This is a genomic window from Saliphagus sp. GCM10025334, from assembly GCF_042663485.1.
Classification (GTDB): Archaea; Halobacteriota; Halobacteria; order Halobacteriales; family Natrialbaceae; genus Natronosalvus.
On sequence record NZ_JBHTAF010000002.1, the window covers coordinates 459,355 to 477,750 of the forward strand.

At 66.6% G+C, this 18,396-nt stretch carries 17 protein-coding genes, 1 tRNA gene and 1 pseudogene; 4 read left to right on the plus strand and 15 right to left on the minus strand.

The genetic code is table 11. The annotated features are described in order from the left end of the window. Positions 1-94: 94 nt before the first annotated feature. Positions 95-1,258 carry an NAD(P)/FAD-dependent oxidoreductase gene (locus ACFQO4_RS10535; RefSeq protein WP_500260873.1) on the minus strand — a complete coding sequence of 388 codons (1,164 nt, stop codon included), beginning with the start codon at positions 1,256-1,258 and terminating at the stop codon, positions 95-97. 107 nt (positions 1,259-1,365) lie between these two features. Here ACFQO4_RS10535 and ACFQO4_RS10540 point away from each other — a divergent pair, with 107 nt between their 5' ends. Further along, on the plus strand, positions 1,366-2,337 hold the full coding sequence (locus ACFQO4_RS10540) for an ornithine cyclodeaminase family protein (protein ID WP_500260874.1): 972 nt from the start codon (positions 1,366-1,368) through the stop codon (positions 2,335-2,337). Positions 2,338-2,448: 111 nt separating this feature from the next. Here the strand turns inward: ACFQO4_RS10540 and ACFQO4_RS10545 are convergent, their stop codons facing one another. The 10 genes and pseudogenes from ACFQO4_RS10545 to ACFQO4_RS10590 all read right to left on the minus strand — a co-directional run bounded on the left by ACFQO4_RS10545 (position 2,449) and on the right by ACFQO4_RS10590 (position 11,760). Beyond that, positions 2,449-3,153: an ABC transporter ATP-binding protein gene (locus ACFQO4_RS10545; RefSeq protein ID WP_500260875.1), complete on the minus strand. Its 705-nt coding sequence runs from the start codon at positions 3,151-3,153 to the stop codon at positions 2,449-2,451. Between the two features lie 96 nt (positions 3,154-3,249). Further along, positions 3,250-4,005 carry an ABC transporter ATP-binding protein gene (locus ACFQO4_RS10550; RefSeq protein WP_500260876.1) on the minus strand — a complete coding sequence of 252 codons (756 nt, stop codon included), beginning with the start codon at positions 4,003-4,005 and terminating at the stop codon, positions 3,250-3,252. Beyond that, complete coding sequence (locus tag ACFQO4_RS10555) at positions 4,002-5,051, minus strand: branched-chain amino acid ABC transporter permease (RefSeq protein ID WP_500260877.1); 1,050 nt, start codon at positions 5,049-5,051, stop codon at positions 4,002-4,004. Before ACFQO4_RS10555 ends, ACFQO4_RS10550 begins: the two co-directional genes overlap by 4 nt. After that, positions 5,048-5,932, minus strand: a complete 885-nt coding sequence (locus tag ACFQO4_RS10560; RefSeq protein WP_500260878.1) for a branched-chain amino acid ABC transporter permease — start codon at positions 5,930-5,932, stop codon at positions 5,048-5,050. Before ACFQO4_RS10560 ends, ACFQO4_RS10555 begins: the two co-directional genes overlap by 4 nt. 18 nt (positions 5,933-5,950) lie before the next feature. Next, positions 5,951-7,324 carry an ABC transporter substrate-binding protein gene (locus ACFQO4_RS10565; protein ID WP_500260879.1) on the minus strand — a complete coding sequence of 458 codons (1,374 nt, stop codon included), beginning with the start codon at positions 7,322-7,324 and terminating at the stop codon, positions 5,951-5,953. Positions 7,325-7,751: 427 nt separating this feature from the next. Further along, a tRNA-Pro gene (locus ACFQO4_RS10570) sits at positions 7,752-7,824 on the minus strand. A 58-nt stretch (positions 7,825-7,882) separates the two neighbouring features. Continuing rightward, positions 7,883-8,467, minus strand: a pseudogene (locus ACFQO4_RS10575) (P-loop nucleotide/nucleoside kinase family protein); the annotation flags it as partial. A 36-nt stretch (positions 8,468-8,503) separates the two neighbouring features. Then, positions 8,504-9,118, minus strand: a complete 615-nt coding sequence (gene trmY, locus ACFQO4_RS10580) for a tRNA (pseudouridine(54)-N(1))-methyltransferase TrmY (protein ID WP_500260880.1) — start codon at positions 9,116-9,118, stop codon at positions 8,504-8,506. A 111-nt stretch (positions 9,119-9,229) separates the two neighbouring features. Then, positions 9,230-10,108, minus strand: a complete 879-nt coding sequence (locus ACFQO4_RS10585; protein WP_500260881.1) for a homoserine kinase — start codon at positions 10,106-10,108, stop codon at positions 9,230-9,232. Positions 10,109-10,437: 329 nt separating this feature from the next. Then, positions 10,438-11,760, minus strand: coding sequence for an MFS transporter (locus tag ACFQO4_RS10590; RefSeq protein WP_500260882.1), 1,323 nt, complete (start codon positions 11,758-11,760; stop codon positions 10,438-10,440). 136 nt (positions 11,761-11,896) lie between these two features. On the opposite strand from ACFQO4_RS10590, the gene ACFQO4_RS10595 reads away from it, so the two are divergent. Both ACFQO4_RS10595 and ACFQO4_RS10600 read left to right on the plus strand, forming a co-directional pair. After that, on the plus strand, positions 11,897-12,307 hold the full coding sequence (locus ACFQO4_RS10595; RefSeq protein WP_500260883.1) for a hypothetical protein: 411 nt from the start codon (positions 11,897-11,899) through the stop codon (positions 12,305-12,307). A gap of 125 nt (positions 12,308-12,432) precedes the next feature. Next, positions 12,433-13,062 carry a DUF1684 domain-containing protein gene (locus ACFQO4_RS10600; protein WP_500260884.1) on the plus strand — a complete coding sequence of 210 codons (630 nt, stop codon included), beginning with the start codon at positions 12,433-12,435 and terminating at the stop codon, positions 13,060-13,062. 39 nt (positions 13,063-13,101) lie between these two features. Here ACFQO4_RS10600 and ACFQO4_RS10605 read toward each other — a convergent pair whose 3' ends face one another. Next, the gene (locus ACFQO4_RS10605; protein ID WP_500260885.1) at positions 13,102-13,782 is read right to left on the minus strand and encodes a class I SAM-dependent methyltransferase; all 681 of its coding nucleotides are present in this window, start codon (positions 13,780-13,782) and stop codon (positions 13,102-13,104) included. A gap of 337 nt (positions 13,783-14,119) precedes the next feature. Here ACFQO4_RS10605 and ACFQO4_RS10610 point away from each other — a divergent pair, with 337 nt between their 5' ends. Then, entirely contained in the window at positions 14,120-14,698 is a 579-nt protein-coding gene (locus ACFQO4_RS10610) for a DUF7090 family protein (protein WP_500260886.1), read from the plus strand. Positions 14,699-14,764: 66 nt separating this feature from the next. Here ACFQO4_RS10610 and ACFQO4_RS10615 read toward each other — a convergent pair whose 3' ends face one another. The 3 genes from ACFQO4_RS10615 to ACFQO4_RS10625 form a co-directional block, all read right to left on the minus strand. Further along, positions 14,765-15,556: a DUF7089 family protein gene (locus ACFQO4_RS10615; RefSeq protein WP_500260887.1), complete on the minus strand. Its 792-nt coding sequence runs from the start codon at positions 15,554-15,556 to the stop codon at positions 14,765-14,767. 220 nt (positions 15,557-15,776) lie between these two features. Further along, positions 15,777-17,093, minus strand: coding sequence for an adenosylhomocysteinase (locus tag ACFQO4_RS10620; protein WP_500260888.1), 1,317 nt, complete (start codon positions 17,091-17,093; stop codon positions 15,777-15,779). A 285-nt stretch (positions 17,094-17,378) separates the two neighbouring features. After that, the gene (locus ACFQO4_RS10625; protein WP_500260889.1) at positions 17,379-18,224 is read right to left on the minus strand and encodes a hypothetical protein; all 846 of its coding nucleotides are present in this window, start codon (positions 18,222-18,224) and stop codon (positions 17,379-17,381) included. Positions 18,225-18,396 lie beyond the last annotated feature (172 nt).

Consider the following 18,396-nt stretch of genomic DNA (forward strand, 5'->3'; position numbering starts at 1 on the left):
GTGCCTCGCTATCCAATTGCGGACCTCGAGAACGGTACGCCCGCATAACGCATCCATCGATTCCCGCCCAGCGGAGGACGCCGAGTCCGTAACCTCAGGCGACGTTTCGTTCGGCGAGCGTCTCACCACGGTTGAACCGACCGCTGTCGAGCACCGACACGTCGACGAGGGTTGCCTCGCCGTCGAGCACGATCTCCGCGACGATCTGCCCCGTCGCCGGGGCGTGCTGAAATCCGTGTCCCGAGAAGCCCGCGGCGGTCACGAAACCGGGAATCGTCTCCTCGATGATCGGATGGTGGTCCGGCGTCACCGCGTACAATCCCGCCCAGCCCCGTCTGATCCGGGTGTCCGGGCCGAAGTACTCGGCGTAGTCCGCCGCGTACTCGACGGCGCGGGCCGCCCACTCGAGGTCCATTCCCTCGTCGAAGTGGCCCGGATCCATCTCCGGGTCGTCGTCCTCGGGGAAGTGGCCCCCGACGAGGGCGATTCCCTCGCGTTCGGGGCGAAAGTACGACCCCGTCTCGAGGTCGATGGTCAGCGGGATCGATTCCGGCATCGGTGGCGTCGGATCGACGACCGCGACCTGTCGCCGTCGCGGCGAGATGGGCAACTCGACGTCAGCCAGCTCGGCGAGCGCGCCCGCCCACGCCCCGGCGGCGTTGACCACGTAGTCCGCCTCGCGTCGTTCGCGACCATCGGTTCCTTGCACGTCGACGCCCACGACTCGGCCGTCATCCAGGCGGACGTCCGTGACGGCCGTCCCCGTTCGTATCTCGACGCCCAGTTCCCGGGCCGCCGCCGCGTACCCCTGTACGGCGAGGTTCGGATCCGCCACGCCGTCGTCGGGGTTGAACGTCGCGCCGACGAACGGCTCGGGGTCCAGTCCGGGGCAGTGGTCGGTCGCCTCCGTCGGCGAAAGGTACTCGCTTTCGGCCCCAAGACGCCGTTGCATGTGGACGTTCTCGCGGAACCCGTCGGCGGTGGACTCGGTGCGGGCGAGAAACAGGTAGCCGTTCTTTCGAAGCCCGATGTCGACGCCGAAGGTCTCCTCGAACGCGTTCCAGACGCGCTTGCTGGCGAGCGAGAGTTCGACGTTGACCGCCGTCGAGAACTGCGACCGAATCCCGCCGGCCGCACGGGCGGTACTCCCGGCGCCGAGCGATCCGCGCTCGTAGAGCGTCACGGATGCCCCACGCTCGGCCAGATAGTGTGCCGACGAGAGGCCAACGATGCCCCCACCGACGACGACTACGTTCATGACCCTCCATCGGCCCCGGGGGGCATAATCGTTCGCCGACTCGAGGCACCCGCCGATTCGGATGGCCCGTAACCAAAAGCTAAGTCCGAAGACGGCGATGGCCGCCCATGGTACTCGTCCTCTCCGAAGCAGCGGTCGAGGAGACGCTCGACCTCGCCGACCTCGTCGACGTGGTCGGGGACGCGCTCGTCAAACAGGCCGCGGGTGACGTCGAACGGCCCGACCGACCGCACTTCCCCGTCGGCTCGGGGCTCGAGGGGGACGAACCGCTGGGAACCGGGATCGCGATGCCCGCCTACGTTCACGGCGACGACCAGTACGCGACGAAACTCGTCGGCGTCCACGAGGGGAACGCAGACCGCGGGCTGCCGACGATTCACGCACAGATCGTCCTCACGGACGCCCGGACCGGCGTTCCGAAGGCGTTCGTGGGCGGGACGACCATCACGAACGCCCGAACGGGCTGTCTCGGCGCGCTCGCGGTCCGCGAACTCGCCCCCGATGCAATCACGCTCGGCGTCGTCGGCGCAGGCGCGCAGGCTCGCTGGCAGACCCGGGCCATCGAGACGGTCGCCACGCTCGAGGACGTGCGAATCTACTCGCCGAGTGCGTCCCGGGACGCCTGTGCCGCCGACCTGCGCGACGAGGAGATTCCCGCCCGCGCCGTCGACACCCCGGCGACCGCCGTCGACGGAGCCGACGTGGTCGTGACCGCGACGACCGCGACCGAGCCGGTGTTCCCGGCCGACGCGCTCGAGTCGGGGGCGCTCGTCGTCGCCGTCGGCGCGTTCACCGCCGAGATGCAAGAAGTTGAACCGGCCGTTCTCGAGGACGCTGGCACGGTGTTCGCCGACGTCCCGTCCGAGGTCGCCGAAACGGGTGACGTCCTCGCCACCAGCCTCGGCGCCAAGGACCTCGTGGCGCTCGGCGAATTGGTCACCGACGGCTACGAGCGTCGATCCCCGGACGAGGTGATCGTCGTCGACAGCGTCGGTTCCGCGACGCTCGACGCGGCCGCGGGGGCGACGGTCTATCGACGGGCGCTGGAGCGCGGTGCCGGGACGGAGATTTCGCTGTAACGCGTCTCGCGTTGCAGCCGGCGAGGAGGGGGTGATCGCCAAAAGGAACCGGTGCTCGAGCAACGACGACTCGAGCGACACCACCTGAGCAATGACGACCCGAACGTCTCGCTACCCGCCGAGAAACTGCCGCCGCACCTCGGGATCGTTCAACAGCACCTCACCCTCGTCGACGTACCGGTTTTCCCCCTGAGCGAGGACGTAGCCGCGATCACAGCGGCGAAGCGCCGTCTTCGCGTTCTGTTCGACGATGAGGATCGTGACGCCGCGGTCGTTGATCGCGTCGATGTGGTCGAACATCTCGTCGACGAGATCCGGGGCGAGCCCCGCAGACGGCTCGTCGAGCAACAGCAGGGGCGGGTCGGGAATCAGCGCCCGCGCCATCGCGAGCATCTGTTGCTGGCCGCCCGAGAGGTTCCCCGCCCGCTGGTCGAGGCGCTCCTCGAGGATCGGGAACTGCTCGAGGACCACCGCCAGCCGATCGTCCGGGAGGTCGCCCAGCAGGTACGCGCCGATGCGGAGGTTTTCCTCGACCGTCAGCGACGGGAAGACGTTCTCGGTCTGGGGAACGTAGCCGACGCCGCGGTCGATGATCGCCTGTGGCTCCAGTCCGGCGACGGTCTCGCCGTCGAATCGAATGTCGCCGCCCATGTGCGTCGCCAGCCCGACGATGGCCTTCATCGCGGTGGATTTCCCCGCGCCGTTGGGGCCGACGATCGCGACGTACTCGCCGTCGTCGACGTGGAGATCCACCCCGTACAGCACCTGTAGCTCGCCGTAGCCCGCGTCCAGGTCGGTGAGTTCGAGCAGGCTCATCGGCCACCCCATCCTCGTCGCGAACCGTTCGACTCGTCTCGTCCACTCGAGCCGTCCTGGCTGGATAGTGTCTCGTTCATCGCATCACCTCGTGGCTCATCCGCCCAGATAGGCATCGATGACCTCCTCGTGTTCCATGATCTCCGCCGGTGTCCCGGTCGCGAGAACCCGCCCGTCCGCGAGAACGACCAGGCGGTCGACCAGTTCGGTCAGCGTCTCCAGTTCGTGCTCGATGACGAGCAGCGTGAGACCGTCCTCGTTGAGCGCCTCGATGTGTGCGACGATCTCCTTCGTCAACGACGGGTTGACGCCGGCAAACGGCTCGTCGAGCAGCAACATCTTCGGCTCGAGCATCAGCGACCGGGCGAGTTCGAGGAGTTTGCGCTGGCCCCCGGAGAGGGTGCCGGCGTACTCGTCGGCCATCGTCTCGAGGTCGAACACCTCGAGGAGTTCGAGCGCCCGTTGCCGGGCCTCGGCTTCGCGACGTTCGCTCGCATCCGTCCGGCCGACGGCGTGCCAGGCTCGCTCGCCGGGGTGATCGAGCGCCGGGACGAGCACGTTCTCCTCGACGGTCAACGTCTCCAGTTCGCGGGTTCGCTGGAAGGTCCGGACGAGCCCCCGTCGCGCGAGGGCGTGAGGTGGGAGCGTCGTGACGTCCTCCCCGTCGAACGTGACGGTTCCGGCGTCGCACTCGATGACACTCGAGAGGCAGTTGAACGTGGTCGTCTTCCCGGCACCGTTCGGGCCGATCATGCCGACGATCTCGCCGGTCTCGACCTCGAAGGTGACGCCGTCGACGGCGACGAGGCTGCCGAACGACCGGCGAAGGTCCTCGACGGCGAGCAGTGTCACGACTCCACCCCCAGCCTGTCGGCGTCGCCCCAGAGACCCTCCGGGCGGTACCTGATGATGAGCATCAACAGGAGCCCGACGAACATCAGCCGGATCGAGGCGAACTGGTCCTGGGTGATGAACGGAATCGCGTCGTTGAAAAAGCGCGTCAACAGCTGAAAGCCCATGATGATTGCGAGCCCGCCGATGACGCCACGGTCGTTGCCCGCCCCGCCGATGAGCATCCCGACCCAGACGATGACGGTCACGTCGATGGTGAAAAAGCCCTCCGCGGCGGCGCCGTTGTAGAAGACCAGCAGCGCCCCGGCCAGTCCCGCGATCGCGGCGCCGTAGACGAACACGGCGACCTTGTACCGGAACACGCGTTTGCCGAGGGTCTCGGTCACCTGGTCGTCGGCGCGAATCGCGCGGAGGACGCGTCCGTACGGCGAGGCCGACAGGCGGCGGAAGACGCCGTAGAAGACCACCGCGAGCGCCGCGAAGACGATGATCGTCGACACGAGCGCCGCACCGCCGCCGACGTCGGTGGTCCCAGCGATCGGCCGCGGCACGCTGGTGAGGCCGACCGTTCCGCCGGTCACGTCGCGGAACGCGACGATCAACCCGTGGACGATTTCGGCGACGGCCAGCGTGACGATGGCCAGGAAGTCGTCGCGAAGCCTGAGCGTCGAGACGCCGATCAAGACGCCGAGTGCAGCCGCGGCGAGGACGGCGGCGACCACCCCGATCGGCCACGGAAACCCGAGCCCGACGGCCTGGTACGGATCGTTCGCGGTCAAGATTGCTGCGGCGTAGCCGCCGACCGCGAAGAAGGCGACCGGGCCGAAGTTGACCAGTCCCGCGTGGCCGAACTGGAGGTTCAATCCGACCAGGATCATCGCGTACAGGAAGAAGAGGACACCGACTTCGAAGAAGACGAACGAGCCGCCCGGCGGCTGGACGAAGAGCGGACTCAACACGAAGGCTATCGAGAGCACCAGCAACGCGAGTCCGACGTGGACCGCGTCGATCGGCAGGTTCTCGAGCCGGTTCGTTGGGGCACTCACGACGTCCGCACCTCCGCGTTGACGAGGCCGCCGGGACGAACGAGCAGGACGACGATGAGGACGACGAACGCCATGGTCGCGTTGAGTTCAGTCAGTCCGGACGGAAGAAACGCGACGGAGACGGTGATACCGATGCCCAGCAGGTACGATCCGACGATCGCCCCGTAGGGACTGCCCGCGCCGCCGAGGATGGCGGCAGTTATGATCAATAGGAGTTGTCCGAAACCCACATTAGGGTTGGCCGACTGCGAGACGGCGAGCATGACGCCCGCGACGCCCGCGAGCCCGGACGCGGCGAGCCAGACCGCGTTTCTGATCCGTCGCGTGTCGATCCCGGAGACGAGCGCGAGGTCCTCGTTGTCCGAGGTCGCGCGCATCGCGATTCCGAGCATCGTTCGGCTGAGAAAGACGTGGAGGACGACGACAGCGACGAGCGTCACGCCGATGATGAACAGCTGTTGACTCGTGACGAAGAAGCCCCAGTCGTCGAAGCGGTACGTCGTGACGTCCCGTGGAACGGTCCGACGCGACGGTCCCGCGATCACCCGGAACCCGTTGCGCAAGACCAGACCCAGTCCGATGGACATCAAGAGCAACGGGACTGCGCCCGCCTCGTTCATGGGTTCGAACGTGACGCGGGCAATAACCCAACCGACGACCGCCGTGATCGCCAGGGCGACGACGACGGCCACCGGGATCGAGAGCCCGCCGAATACGACCGCGAGATACCCGACGAACGCCCCGACCGTGATGAACTCGCCGTGGGCGAAGTTGATCATGTTGACGAGGCCGTACACCAGCGTAAACCCGATCGCGCCGAGTGCGATGTACGAACCGATAACCAGACCGAAGATGATCTCCTGTGCAAGTGGAATTTCCATAGATAGTTCTACGACTCGTCAGTACTCGTCGATCTCGTCCTGCAGGTCGTCGCCGCTGATAGTAAACTCCGTCTCGAAGCCGTCGGGCGTCACCCGCTCGACGACCACGTCTCCCCAGACGTTTCCGTGTTCGGTGAAATCACAGTCGGTCACGGCGCCCTCGTAGTTGATTTCGTCGCCGTTGTCGAGCGCGTCCTTTCCCTCGGCGAACGTCGTGACGGTCGTTCCGTCGGGGCGAGAAACCGCACCGATGCTCCGCTGAATAGCCTGGTGAGACGTCTCGCCGGCGTGGTGGATCGCCAGCGCGATGATGTTCGTCGCGTCGTAGGCCGCGACTGCCCAGGGGTGAAGTCCTTCGTCACTCACCTCCTCGTAACTCGAGAGGAACTGGTCGTAGTTCGGCCCCTCCGTACTGCCGGCGGCGATCCAGGCGCCGTCTGCCTGTTCGCCGACTTCGTCGATGAGGGAGTCGTCCCGGAGGCCGTCTTCCATCAGCAACTGCCCGCCGTAGCCGCCGTCCTCCCAGTTGCGGAGGATCGTGATCGCGTCTTCCAGGGCGAACGACAGCGCCCACGCGTCGAAGTCGTTGCTGAACAGTTCGTTCAACTGGCTCTGATAGGACGACTGCCCCTCGTCAGCCGAGATGACCTCGACGATTTCACCGCCGAGTTCCTCGTACCAGTTGGTGAACTGCCGCGTCCAGCCCTCCTCGCCGGCGCTCGTGGCGCTGAGGATGCCCATTCGTTCGACGCCGGCCTCTTCGAGCATCGCCTCCGCGGCGCCTGCCGTGTGGACCGTGTCGCCGATGACGGTTCGCCAGAGCCACTCGTCGTCGTCCGTTTCGTCGGTGCCCTTGTCCCCGCCTCTGGTGTCGAGATACGTCGATCCCGGCCATGGCGTGATAATCGGGACTTGCTGTTCCTGGATGAACTCCCAGAGCGGTTCGATCTCGCTGGAGTACAGGCCGTTGATTGCGGCGACGCCGTCGCTGTCGATGAACTGTCGGAGCACCTCGCGAGCCTGTTGCGGGTCGACCGTGGTGTCCTGGCGATTGACCTCGAACTCGGCGTCAAGCGGCCCGCCAGCGTCGTTAATCTGCTGTACCGCCAGATCCGTCGCGTCGGAGGCTGCCGGTTGCAGAAAGTCCCACGTGCCGGTCAACGACCCCGGCTGTCCAACCACGACGGTGTCGGGCGACTCGCCGTTACCGCCGTTGCTGTCGTTGCCGCCGTTACCGCCGTTACCGCCGTTACCACCGTTACCGCCGTTGCCGCCGTTTCCATCGCCTTCTGTTCCGATACAACCCGCCAGGCCGATGGTCGTCAGTGCGCCCGTTCCCGTGATCGCCAGAAAGGTTCGGCGATCGGTCCCGACTGTCTCCTTGCGTGACATTCTTTCACACCCTCTCTGGTGCGTATCGATACCAGGCAAGCATAAAAGTATTGCTCGGAGCGATTCGCCCGACAGGAGAACGACAGCAGTCACCTGCGTCGACTCGACCGCTCTTCGTTCAGGCCGGCCACCGGCGGCGAGAACCGAGCCAGGAGGACGGAACGACGACGGTCAGCGGCGAGCGGCCGGCTCTCGAGTGTCTGCAGAACGTGGTCGTTTCATCGCTCGAGCAGGCTCGAGGCGTCCCGGTTATCTGCAACGACAACCGATCGACAGCGAGAAGTTCTACGGCCAGACGAACGGGAGGCCGGCTCAGATTCGAACCACGGTCGCGGCAAAGCCGCTCCCTGATTCGAATCTGCGCGGCTGCATTTCCCCACCTCACGGACGACTCGCTCCGCTCGTCGTCGTTGTTCGGTGGGAGAAATGGGCCGGCTCAGATTCGAACTGAGGTTACGGCCACCCGAAGGCCGAAGGATACCAAGCTACCCCACCGGCCCGCACTCGAGTCGAGGCCCGCCGACAGTTTAACGTTTGCGAATGGGTCTCGACGCCGATTCAGGAAACCCGTGCCTCGAGCGTCTCACAGATCGCGGTCAGCTGACGACGGGTCTCCGCTAGCGAACCGGAATTGTCCACCCGGTGGTGGGGTACCGCCGGCGGTTCGAACTCCGACTCGAGGAGTTCGTAGACGGAAAAGTCGGCGTCGCTCTCGTCGCCTTCCCGTTCCGCGATACGCGTGCGGACGACGGACGTGTCACACTCGACGCGAACGAGTTCGAACCGGGCGTCGGCGTCGTCGGCGACCGCCCGCGCTCGCTCGCGGAGGGGCTCCCGGCGGAAGGTCCCGTCGACGACCGCGACGCCATCGCGCTCGAGCGCCCTGGCCGCGCGGGCGAGCGTCGCCTCGTAGGTCGCCTGCGTCTCCGTCTCGGTGTACTCCGGGTCGGGGAACCGATCCTTGCGCACGACGTCGGTGCGGACGAGGTCGGCCTCGAGCCGAGCCGCGAGGTCCGACGCGACGGTCGTTTTTCCGGTGCCGGGGAGCCCGCAGACGACGACGAGACGCTTCCGTTCGGACATTTCGGATTCGATGAGTGAATGGGACGGTGGGGGTTTGGCCTTTGCGCTTCGGTGCGGTTCGTGCGAACGGGCCGTTCGCGACGGCCGCGTGCCGGATCAAACTCGCTCGTAGCCCTCGGTGTCGAGGTAGTGGTGCGCGACGGTGATCGCCTGGTCGGCGTGGAGTAGTGTCGGCCCGAGCCGGAGGCGTCGGTCGGCCGCCTCGGCGAGCAGGTCGGCTTCCTCCTCGGTGAAGTCGTGGTGATCCGAGAGGACGAACACGGGGCCGGCGAGCGATTGCGGATCGACGTCGACGATAGAATCGCCGTCCTCGTGCAGTTGAACGACGGGGCCTCGACCGTCCTCCGTTTCGGTGACCGCCTCGAGCGTTTCGGCGAACCCGCGTCGGTAGAGTTCGACCCCGGGGCTCGGCTCGGCGGGCAGCGCGCCGATGGCCTCCTCGCGGTGCTCGAGGGCCGTTCGGACCAGCGCGGCGGTGCTCCGCTCGTCGGGGTTGAGGTTCCGGAGGTCGCGCCCGTCGAAGGTGATCGTGTAGGTGTCCTGGACGACGAGGTGGACCTGGACATCGGTGCGGATGCCGTGGGAGGTGACGAACGCGGCGGTGATCGACCGACAGAGGGCGTCGAGTCGACCGGCGCCGCCGGCGAGATCGTCGAGCGAGAAGTCGGCGTCGGTTGGGACGTCGTGGGCGATGAGGACGAACTGGCGCATGCGGATACTCGGCACTCGAGGCGCCTCGCGTGTATGGGTATCGATCGTCAGGCCACATCAGTCAATGGAACGCCGATCCTTGTGTCAGTCGGCAGGTCGCTGACTCTCACGTTAGTCGTAGAGCATTGCACCCTGGCCAATACGGGTCTGGTAGGCACGACTCTCGACGCCCGCGTCGTCGAACGTCTCGAGCATCGCGTCGGCCACCGCCCGCTGGTCGCTGGCCCGACAGACCGCCAGCAGGGACGGGCCAGCGCCGCTGACCGTTACGCCCGTCGCGCCGGCGTCGAGAGCCGCCGCCCTGACGTCGTCGTAGCCGTCGATCAGGGCCGCTCGAGCGGGCGTGACGACGGGGTCGTCCATCCCCCGTCCGACGAGGTCGGGATCGTTTCGGGTCATCCCGACGGCGAGTGTTGCCGCGTTACCCACGGTTTCGGTGACGGCCGCTCGCGACGTCGACGAGGGGACGACCTCGCGGGCGTCGCGCGTCGAAACCACGGTTTCGGGGAGACAGGCAACCAGCGAGAGCGACGCGTCGACCTGCGTGATGCCGTGCTCGGTGACGACGGTGAACCCACCCAGCAACGACGGGGCGACGTTGTCGGCGTGAGCCTCCCCGGAGACCAGCGCCTCGCCCTCGGCGGCCGCCGAGACGAGGTCCGTTCGACTGTGTCCGAGGTCGTAGAGGGCGTTCAGCGCGAGGGCGGCACCGGCGGCACTCGCGGCCGAGGAGCCGAGCCCCGACGACGGACGGACGCCCTTGTCGATGTGGATGTGGGCGGTCACCCCGAGCGCCTCCGCGACCGCCCCGACGGTGTTCGACTTCGGATCTTCCGGGATGTAGGTGCTGCCGGCGCCCGTCACCGAAATCGAGGTCTCCTCGGCGCGCTCGACGCGCACGACGTCCGCGGGCGTCTCGAGTGCGAGGCCGAACACGTCGTAGCCACTGCCGAGGTTCGCGCTCGTCGCGGGCGCTCGCACGGTTCGCATGGCGTGTCGTACCCACAGCGGCGGGAAAAAGGTAGCGAAGCGTGCGATGATCGCCGCCCAGGCTGTGAGCCGGTCGGCGCTCATCGGTGGCTACCGGTCCGCTTGCAGGCGGGTTCCAGCTCCAGCAGCGGAGCCGATTATCGATGCTCGCCGAGTCGTCGAAAGTGGACGTGAAGAGAGAGTCCCGCGAGCCCGATCGCGACCAGGACGGCGTAGATCGTGACCTCGAGTACGGCTGGGAGAGGGTCCATCACCCGCTACTTGCGACCCGGGTGGTACAATCTCACGGCTGGATATGTGTACGCCTCAAGTGCTAAAGCGGATGGACGCTACCCGTCGGCAGGTTCACCGCGTTCGTCCTGGTCGTCGGCTCGGTCGACCTCGAGCGTCTCCTCGACCTGCGTTATGACGAGTACCGCGCCGACCGCAGCGATTGCGCCGCCGAAGAGAAACGGCACTCGAAAGCCGTAGCCGACGAGCGTCCCGGAGGCGAAGGGGCCGAGGGCGATGCCGAACCCGAAGGCCATCGTCAGTACCGACAGTTTCGTCCCGGACTCGCCCGCGCCCGCGAGGTCGCCCGCCAGCGCGAGCGAGGGGGCGAACACCATCGCACCGGCGACGCCCTGGGCCAGTCTGGCGAGGAACATCGTCTCGGGGGTGAACGCGTACCCCTGCACGATCGTCGTCGGGATCAACAGGACCATCCCGGCGACGATGAACGGCCGTCGCCCGAACCGGTCGCTGGCCCGGCCGATCGGCGTCTGCAGGAGGATCTGCGCGATCACGAAGCCGGCGAACTGGAGGCCGAACCAGGTCGATCCCTGCTCGAGGCGGGCGTTGATCTGGGGCTGGAGCGTCGCGAACAGGGCGATCGAGCCCGCGAGAAAGAGCGTCGCGACGCCGAGGGTGAAGACCGGGTCGAGGAGGTGACGACCCGATCGGTCGAACACGGCGATCGAGAGGTCCGACCCCGCGTCCGCCACCGTCGTCTCGGGATCGGAGACCAGGACGGTGACCAGCAGGTAGCTCACCGCCGCGGTGACCGTCGCGACGTAGAAGGCCGCGTCGAACCCGTTGACGGCGACTCCAAGATCACTCGTCCCGGGGACCGACAGCGCATATGGCCCCGCGCTGACGACCACCCCGGCGGCGACCGGACCGGCACCGAAACCGATCAGCCGAAACGTGTTGTAGACGCCCATGTTGCCGCCTCGGTCCCGCGTGGTCGCGAGTTCGTTCACGAGCGCGATCGACGTCGGGACGATGAAGGCGACACTCACGCCCTGCAGACCGCGAATCAGGAACAGCTGCGCGTACGTATCGGCGAAGACGTACGCCAGGTTGGTCACGGCCAACCCGGCGAGGCCGACCAGGATGAACGCCTTTCGTTTGCCCGTTCGGTCGGAGTACCGCCCGGTGAACGGCTGGGCGCTACTGTTGAGAAAGCCGTACAGCGAGAGGATCGTGCCGATAACGACGGCCTCCTCGAGGCCGAAGGCGTTTCCGCCGACCAGGTCGCTGCCGACGTACAGCGGGATGACGATGATCAGAAACGAGTTGCCGACGCCGTCGGCCATCCGGGCGAACGCGAGCGCCAGCACGCGCCGGTCGACGCGAAAGAGCGAGAGGAAGCGACCGACGATCGACAGCATGCCCCCACCTCCAAGGTACAGCCGAGTAATCGTTCCGGAACCGGGTTCGGTTTCAGGAATCAAAAACGACTGCGGACGCCCTGCCTGTGCGACCGCGAACCAAAACGGCTACTCGCTGGCGGACGAATCCCCGTGTATGGTCTCTCGAGAGAGCCGCGTCTTACTGGGATCGATGGCGCTCGTCGCCGTCGTCATCCTCGGGCTGGACCTCGTGACGGACGCGCTCGGATTGCCCCGCTGGTCGAGTCCGCTCTTTGGCTTCCTGGTGATCGTCGGACTCGGCGTCGCCACACCGCAACTGTACCTCGCACGCACCGACGACGAGCGATCGCCCCTCACCCGGCTACGGATCGTGGTCTTCCTGACCGTCGTCTTCGGGCTCCTGTTCGTGGGGGGCGCCCAGGGGCTCGAGCGGCTGGCGATCGTCGGCCTCACTGCCCTCACCGTCGTCGGCTGGTTCGGCTACGAGTTCTTGATCGCGTATCGCGCCGCGAAGGAGGACCCCTCTCGACTCCCCGACGTCGACGGCGGGCCGGGGAGCCCCTGAGTGGCGTTCCGAGCCTGAGCTGATGGGTGAAACCGATAGCGGTTATCCGGTTTCACTCATCAGTCGACGCTTGGAGGGGTACTGCGTACGGAAGGCATACCCGTCCGGCAGGCCAATCGGCGGTTATGACGACCGACGACCCTGACCCTGATCCTGGCTCCTCGAGCGACCGCGGAGCCGCCACCGACGTCGACCGCGAGGAGTACCGCCGGTCACTCGAGGAAAAACGCGCCGAGAAGGACCGATTCTTCGCCGATCACCCCCAGTCGCCGATTCCACCCGAGGACCGCGAGGACTTCGACGGCCTCGCGTACTTCGGCCCGGACCTCGAGTACCGAGTGACGGCGACGGTCGACCTCGAGGACGACCCCGAGGCAGACCCCGTCGCGATGGAGACGACCGCGGGACGCGAGGTGCGCTACCTCCGGGTCGCCACCCTCGCGTTCGACCTCGAGCGCGCGGATCCGGACCTCGCGGGGGGAAGGTACGAACTCGCGGCCTACAGTCAGGACGGGAGCACCGCCGAACTGTTCGTCCCGTTCCGCGACAAGACGACGGGACAGCAGAGTTACCGCGGCGGCCGATACATGGAACTCGAGGTCGACGGCAACCTCGATGACGGCCAGGCCCTCGTCGTCGACTTCAACCTCGCGTACTCGCCGTTCTGTGCGTTCAGCGAGACGTTCGACTGTCCGCTCCCGCCCGAGGAGAACTGGCTCGAGGTGACGATTCCGGCGGGAGAGAAAGCGTACTAAGCGGCGGAGAGAAAACGTGCTGAGAAGAGTTCGGTAGCGTCAGGGCGCGACGCCCACCGTCAGGAGCGTTCCGTACTCTCGGTACCGCTCGACCATGTCCTCGCGCGTCTCCCAGTCGTCGGTGGGGAAGGCGCTCTCGTCCGGAATCTCGGTCTCACGATCGGGGATCGAATCCTGCTCGGCGACGTACAGCCCCGCCTCCCGGAAGGCCTCCCGGTACTGGTCGTGACTCCAGCGGGTCATTTCGACCGAGATGGTGTCCTGCCAGCCGTGTGAGTGGACGTTCTCCTCGTAGTAGTTGACGGCGCAGTAGAAGGTCCCGCCCGGGCGAAGCACGCGGGCGACTTCCTCGAGCGCCTCGTGAGGGTCCGCGGCGTAGTAGAACGCCTCCATCGTCCAGACGTGGTCGACGCTGTCGTCGGCGAACGGGAGAGAGCCGAAGTCGCCGACGACGTAGCCGACGCGCGGATCGTCGGTGTAGCTCGCGGCGTTGCGGGCCATCTCGGGCGCCCCGTCGAGCCCGTAGACGGCTCCAGCGTCGTTCGTCTCCCGGAGGGCGCGTCCGGCGTAGCCGCTGCCACACCCCAGGTCGAGAACCGTGTCGCCCGCTTCGACCGGCATGCGCGCGAGCGCGTGTTTCGCCGTGTGCCAGTGGCGCGCCTCCATCCCCTTGTCGCGACCGTCGGCCGCCCACTCGTCGAACTCCTCGCGAACGCTCATGCGCCTACTCGAGCGCGAGCGAGGGAAGAATTTTCGTTTCGCGACGGGTGCGAGGCGCGACCGGCACATTTTTTAGGACGGCCTAAAAAGGTGGGAGTGGAGGGAGGTCGTACAGCCGAACCCGTGGGCATCGGGTGCGCGTCGGCCGTCCATCGAAGCCCTCCGTTCTGTCCCATTTCGTCCGACGAAGCGCACCGAGTCGAGAGTGCCGAGTACGTCGGACACGCGAGCGAGAGGGGGCTCTAGTTCCCGTAGCGCTCAGTCGCACGGAGGTCGAAATCGAACGCCGACGGACATCCGCATCCTTAAGTCAATCCCAGAACTTGTTCACGCCAGTATGGAGTACGCGCTCGAAATCGAGGGGACGCCGGAGACCGTACCGGGTGGGACGGGGATTCTCCTCCTGCACCCGAGCACCGGCGAAACCGACCGCATCGACACCGACTTCCTGAAGACCGACACCGACTCGTTTCTCGTCATCTCGACGCGAACCACCGCTCGCGAGGTCACCCAGAAACTCGAGTACTACGACGTCGACGAGTCCCGCGCCGTCATCCTGGACACCCTGAGCATCGAGCGGGGCTACTCCCGGCGCTCGAGTGACGACGTCCACTACGTCGCCGCCCCCGACGACGTCGACGGGATCGTCCGACAGGTCGAGCGCTTCCTCGAGGAAAACGACGGGAAGGTACGGCTGAGTTTCGACTCGGTCACCGAACTCGCCTACTACGCTGGCGAAGACGCCGCCCTCGAGACCGTCGAACGGCTGGTGGGGTTGCTCGATGAACACGACGCCGTCGGCCTGTTTCACCTCTCCGAGGAGGTCCACGACGCCGACGTCGTCGATCAGTTCCGAGGGCTGTTCGCCGGTATCGTCGACCTGGACGAAGACGGGACCGTCACGGCGGAGTTCTGAACGCGGCTTCGTAGGCGCGAGTCTGCACTCGAGGACTCACGCTTTGAATACTCACGACTCGAGGAGTTACGCGTCCTCGAGCGCCGCGAATGTCTTCTCGGCCCACCGAACCGCGTAGGACGGGCCGTGGTCGCGGTAGGCGCTCGTGTCGAGGGCCGCGAACGGGGCCGGTAACTCGAGGCCGTGTTTGATGGCCGCACACGCGAGTTCCGTGGCGTCAGCGAGGTCCGTCTCGCCGCGGGCGACGGCCCCCGGAAGTTCGGAGACCCGGTTCTCGAGTCGCGTCCCGGCGTCCTCCCAGGCCTCCGCCAGTTCGGGATGGGTGTCCGCGTCCGTCCAGGACCGAAAGACCTCACGCGTTTGGAGCCCCGTCCAGCCGTCGTACAGCGCCGCGGCGATCTGGTAGGTGGCGTTGGGCTCGAGCGGGACGGCCGCGTCGAGGTCTCGATACGTCTCCTCGAAGAACCCCAGGAAGTGCTCGGGCACCTCGAGGCCGAGTTCGACGAACGCTTCGGCGAGCAAGAAGTCCAGAAACGGTTCCGGAGTGCCCTGGACGCGGCTCTTGACCAGCACGACCGGCGGCCTGGTCTGGCGCGTCCAGACGATGCTCCCGTCGCCAGGCATCCCGATGGTGAAGTCGCGGCCGGCGTACCGAGCGAGTAGTCGCGGGGCGTCCTCGGGGAGCCACTCGGCGGGGTACGTCGCCGGTTCGAGACCCTCGACCAGCAGGCCGAGGTCCTCCGCCTGGGCCGGCGGGAGCGTCTCGAAGTCACGGCCCGCGTCGAGGACGAGCGCGTCAGGGGCGTGTTCCTCGCGAACGGCGTCGACGGCCGGTGAGAGGCTGCGCTCCTCGAACATCACGTTCACGCGGCGACGATCGACTGGGCGACGAACAGCAGCGCCAACAGGGCCGAGGCGGCGATCGTGGTGACGACGACCTTCGTTGCAGTGCTCATGGCGCCAACTCGGCGATCGATTCGCTTAAAACCATCTGTCTGCGTGCGCTCGAGGGTGCGTGAGGGTGCGTCCAACGGTGCGCTCGACCGGGGATCCCGGACCAGACGTTCGACGGTCGGACCTACGTCCCGTGGTCCCACGAACCCATGTACTCGCGCTGGACGTCCGTCAGGTCGTCGAATTCGACGTCCTCGGCGGCGAGCTTGATCTCGGCGATTTCCTTGTCGAGTTCGTCCGGCACGTCGTGGACGCCGGGGCCGTACTCGTCGCCGTTCTCGACCATCTCGCGGACGCAGACGGCCTGGATGCCGAAGCTCTGGTCCATGACCTCGACCGGGTGACCGAGCGCGATGGGAGCCGCGAGGTTGACGAGGCGCCCCTCCGCGATCACGTTCAGGCGGCGACCGTCCGCGAGTTCGTAGGCCTGCACGCCGTCGCGAGCCTCGTACGTGTCGACGGCGAGGTCGGCGAGTCCCTCGAGGTCGACCTCGATGTCGAAGTGGCCCGCGTTGGCCAGCAAGACGCCGTCTTGCATGACCTCGAAGTGCTCTTCGACGATGACGTCTCGGTTGCCCGTCGTCGTGAGGAAGACGTCGCCGATCTCGGCCGCTTCCGACATGGGCATCACGTCGTAACCCTCCATGTGGGCCTCGAGCGCCCGGCGGGGCTCGACCTCGGTGACGATCACGTTCGCGTTCTGGCCGGCGGCCTTCTTCGCGACGCCCTTCCCGCAGTAGCCGTAGCCGGCGACGACGACGTTCTTTCCGGCCCACGAGAGGTTCGTGGTCATCGCGATGGACGCGAGAGAGGACTCGCCGGTACCGTGGACGTTGTCGAACAGCCGCTTCATCGGCGTGTCGTTGACCGCGAAGACGGGATACTCGAGCGCGCCGTCTTCGTCCATCGCGCGCAGGCGGTGAACGCCCGTGGTGGTCTCCTCGGCGCCGCCGACGATGCCGTCGATGAGTTCGGGGTAGTCCTCGTGGACGGCCGCGACCAGGTCCATCCCGTCGTCGACGGTGATCGTCGGCTCGAGGTCGAGCGTCGCGTGGATCGCGTCGTAGTACTCGTCGCCGTCGACGCCGCGTTTCGCGTAGCTCGTAATGCGCTCGTGGGTGTCGAGCGCCGCGCTCACGTCGTCGTGAGTCGAGAGGGGATTACAGCCGGTGATGGCGATCTCGGCGCCGCCGTCGGCCAGCAACTCGACGAGGTTCGCCGTCTTGGCCTCGACGTGCATCGCCATCGCGATACGCTCGCCCTCGAGCGGCTGGTCGGCTTCGAACTCCTCACGGAGCGCGGTGAGGATCGGCATGTGCTGCGCGGCCCAGTCCATCTTGCGGCGGCCCTCCTCGCGCGCGGACTCGAGGTCCTGGACGTCCGAGTCGGGGTCCTCGGCGGCGGCCGATAGCTGGTCGCTGATCGGTGGATAGTCGGTCATGTTCCGATAGAGACGGAGGGCGCTCAAAACCCTACCGAAGGCGCCTCGAGCGATGACGAGTTCGAAGAAACCTGTCGTTGGGTGTGGAGTAGACGGCTCGAGGAGGTGGCAATTCGCGGGGGAGTTCAGAGCAGGGTATCCGGCGAGGAGCGTTGGTGCCTCTGACAGCGACCGCGTCCGGTACGCTCCCCCAGCAGCGCGTTCGACCCGAAGCCGGTTGGGGGGTCAGTCCGGATTCGGGTTCTGATTCGGGCTCGATTCGGGTTCTATCGTGGTCGAGCGGAGTTAGTTGTCGCCACCGTCTTCGTCGTCGCTGTCTTCATCGCCACCGTCTTCGTCGTCGCTGTCTTCATCGCCACCGTCTTCGTCGTCGCCGTCTTCGTCGTCGCTGTCTTCGTCAGCTTCGTCGATCCCGTCAACTTCTTCCCCATCGTCGTCCGCATCGCCGTCAGGACCTGCGTGGGCTGGTGGGCCGCGCTCGTCGTCATCGTCTCTGTCCGGCGGGCCGCGACGGTCGTCATCAGCGTCATCGCCTTCGTCGTCGGCGTCACCATCGTCGTCCGCATCGCCGTCAGGACCCGCGTGGGCTGGTGGGCCGCGCTCGTCGTCGCTTGGCGGACCGGCGTGATCCGGGGCGTTCCCGGGGTTGTTCTGGACGACGAAGTTCGCGACGGCGATCCCGAACGGACCGTCCGTGTCGTTACGGTTCTCCTCGACGAACTGCGAGACGAGGGCACCGAAGGAGTCGGCCGACTCGTCTTCGTCACCGTCTTCGTCGTCGGCCGCCTCGAGCGTCACGCTCGTGGTGGCCGTCACGTTGTCGTCTGAGGCCGTGAGGTTGACGGAGACGTTCTCCTCGGGGGTCGGCAACGCGACGGTCCCGTTTTCGTCGGCCGTGTACGTTCCGTTACCCGCGTAGGAGTCGTTCTCGTCACTCGGGGTGACCTCGAGAGTGGCGTTGTCGGCTGCCGTTCCGTTTCGTTCGATCGTCACGACGACATCGTCGGTCTGGTCGACGTCGATCGTGAGCGGCGAGTCCTCGCTGGCCATGGCCGCTGCACCGAGCGGGGCCAGCACCGAGAGGATCATCGCCGCAGCCAGTACCGCTGCGGTGAATGTGTGGCGTCTCATCCCGCCTGGAACACCCTCGAGATCACTGATAAACCCCGTCAGCAGTTCGGATTCGTTGACGTTCGTTTTGGCCGCTCGAGAATCGTTTATAGCGTTTATAGAATAAGCTGAGTGTTCAACGTACGTTCACGACTAGGACGGACCTGGACCGACCGTTCGTTCCGTTGAACAG

Bases quoted from the DNA above. Each gene is read 5' to 3' on its own strand.
- ACFQO4_RS10545 (WP_500260875.1), bottom strand. From the start codon at position 3,153: ATGAGCCTGCTCGAACTCACCGACCTGGACGCGGGCTACGGCGAGCTA.
- ACFQO4_RS10590 (WP_500260882.1), bottom strand. From the start codon at position 11,760: ATGCTGTCGATCGTCGGTCGCTTCCTCTCGCTCTTTCGCGTCGACCGG.
- ACFQO4_RS10585 (WP_500260881.1), bottom strand. From the start codon at position 10,108: ATGCGAACCGTGCGAGCGCCCGCGACGAGCGCGAACCTCGGCAGTGGC.
- ACFQO4_RS10610 (WP_500260886.1), top strand. From the start codon at position 14,120: ATGGAGTACGCGCTCGAAATCGAGGGGACGCCGGAGACCGTACCGGGT.
- ACFQO4_RS10565 (WP_500260879.1), bottom strand. From the start codon at position 7,324: ATGTCACGCAAGGAGACAGTCGGGACCGATCGCCGAACCTTTCTGGCG.
- ACFQO4_RS10560 (WP_500260878.1), bottom strand. From the start codon at position 5,932: ATGGAAATTCCACTTGCACAGGAGATCATCTTCGGTCTGGTTATCGGT.
- trmY (WP_500260880.1), bottom strand. From the start codon at position 9,118: ATGCGCCAGTTCGTCCTCATCGCCCACGACGTCCCAACCGACGCCGAC.
- ACFQO4_RS10605 (WP_500260885.1), bottom strand. From the start codon at position 13,782: ATGAGCGTTCGCGAGGAGTTCGACGAGTGGGCGGCCGACGGTCGCGAC.
- ACFQO4_RS10540 (WP_500260874.1), top strand. From the start codon at position 1,366: ATGGTACTCGTCCTCTCCGAAGCAGCGGTCGAGGAGACGCTCGACCTC.
- ACFQO4_RS10535 (WP_500260873.1), bottom strand. From the start codon at position 1,258: ATGAACGTAGTCGTCGTCGGTGGGGGCATCGTTGGCCTCTCGTCGGCA.
- ACFQO4_RS10595 (WP_500260883.1), top strand. From the start codon at position 11,897: ATGGTCTCTCGAGAGAGCCGCGTCTTACTGGGATCGATGGCGCTCGTC.
- ACFQO4_RS10600 (WP_500260884.1), top strand. From the start codon at position 12,433: ATGACGACCGACGACCCTGACCCTGATCCTGGCTCCTCGAGCGACCGC.
- ACFQO4_RS10620 (WP_500260888.1), bottom strand. From the start codon at position 17,093: ATGACCGACTATCCACCGATCAGCGACCAGCTATCGGCCGCCGCCGAG.
- ACFQO4_RS10615 (WP_500260887.1), bottom strand. From the start codon at position 15,556: ATGTTCGAGGAGCGCAGCCTCTCACCGGCCGTCGACGCCGTTCGCGAG.
- ACFQO4_RS10625 (WP_500260889.1), bottom strand. From the start codon at position 18,224: ATGAGACGCCACACATTCACCGCAGCGGTACTGGCTGCGGCGATGATC.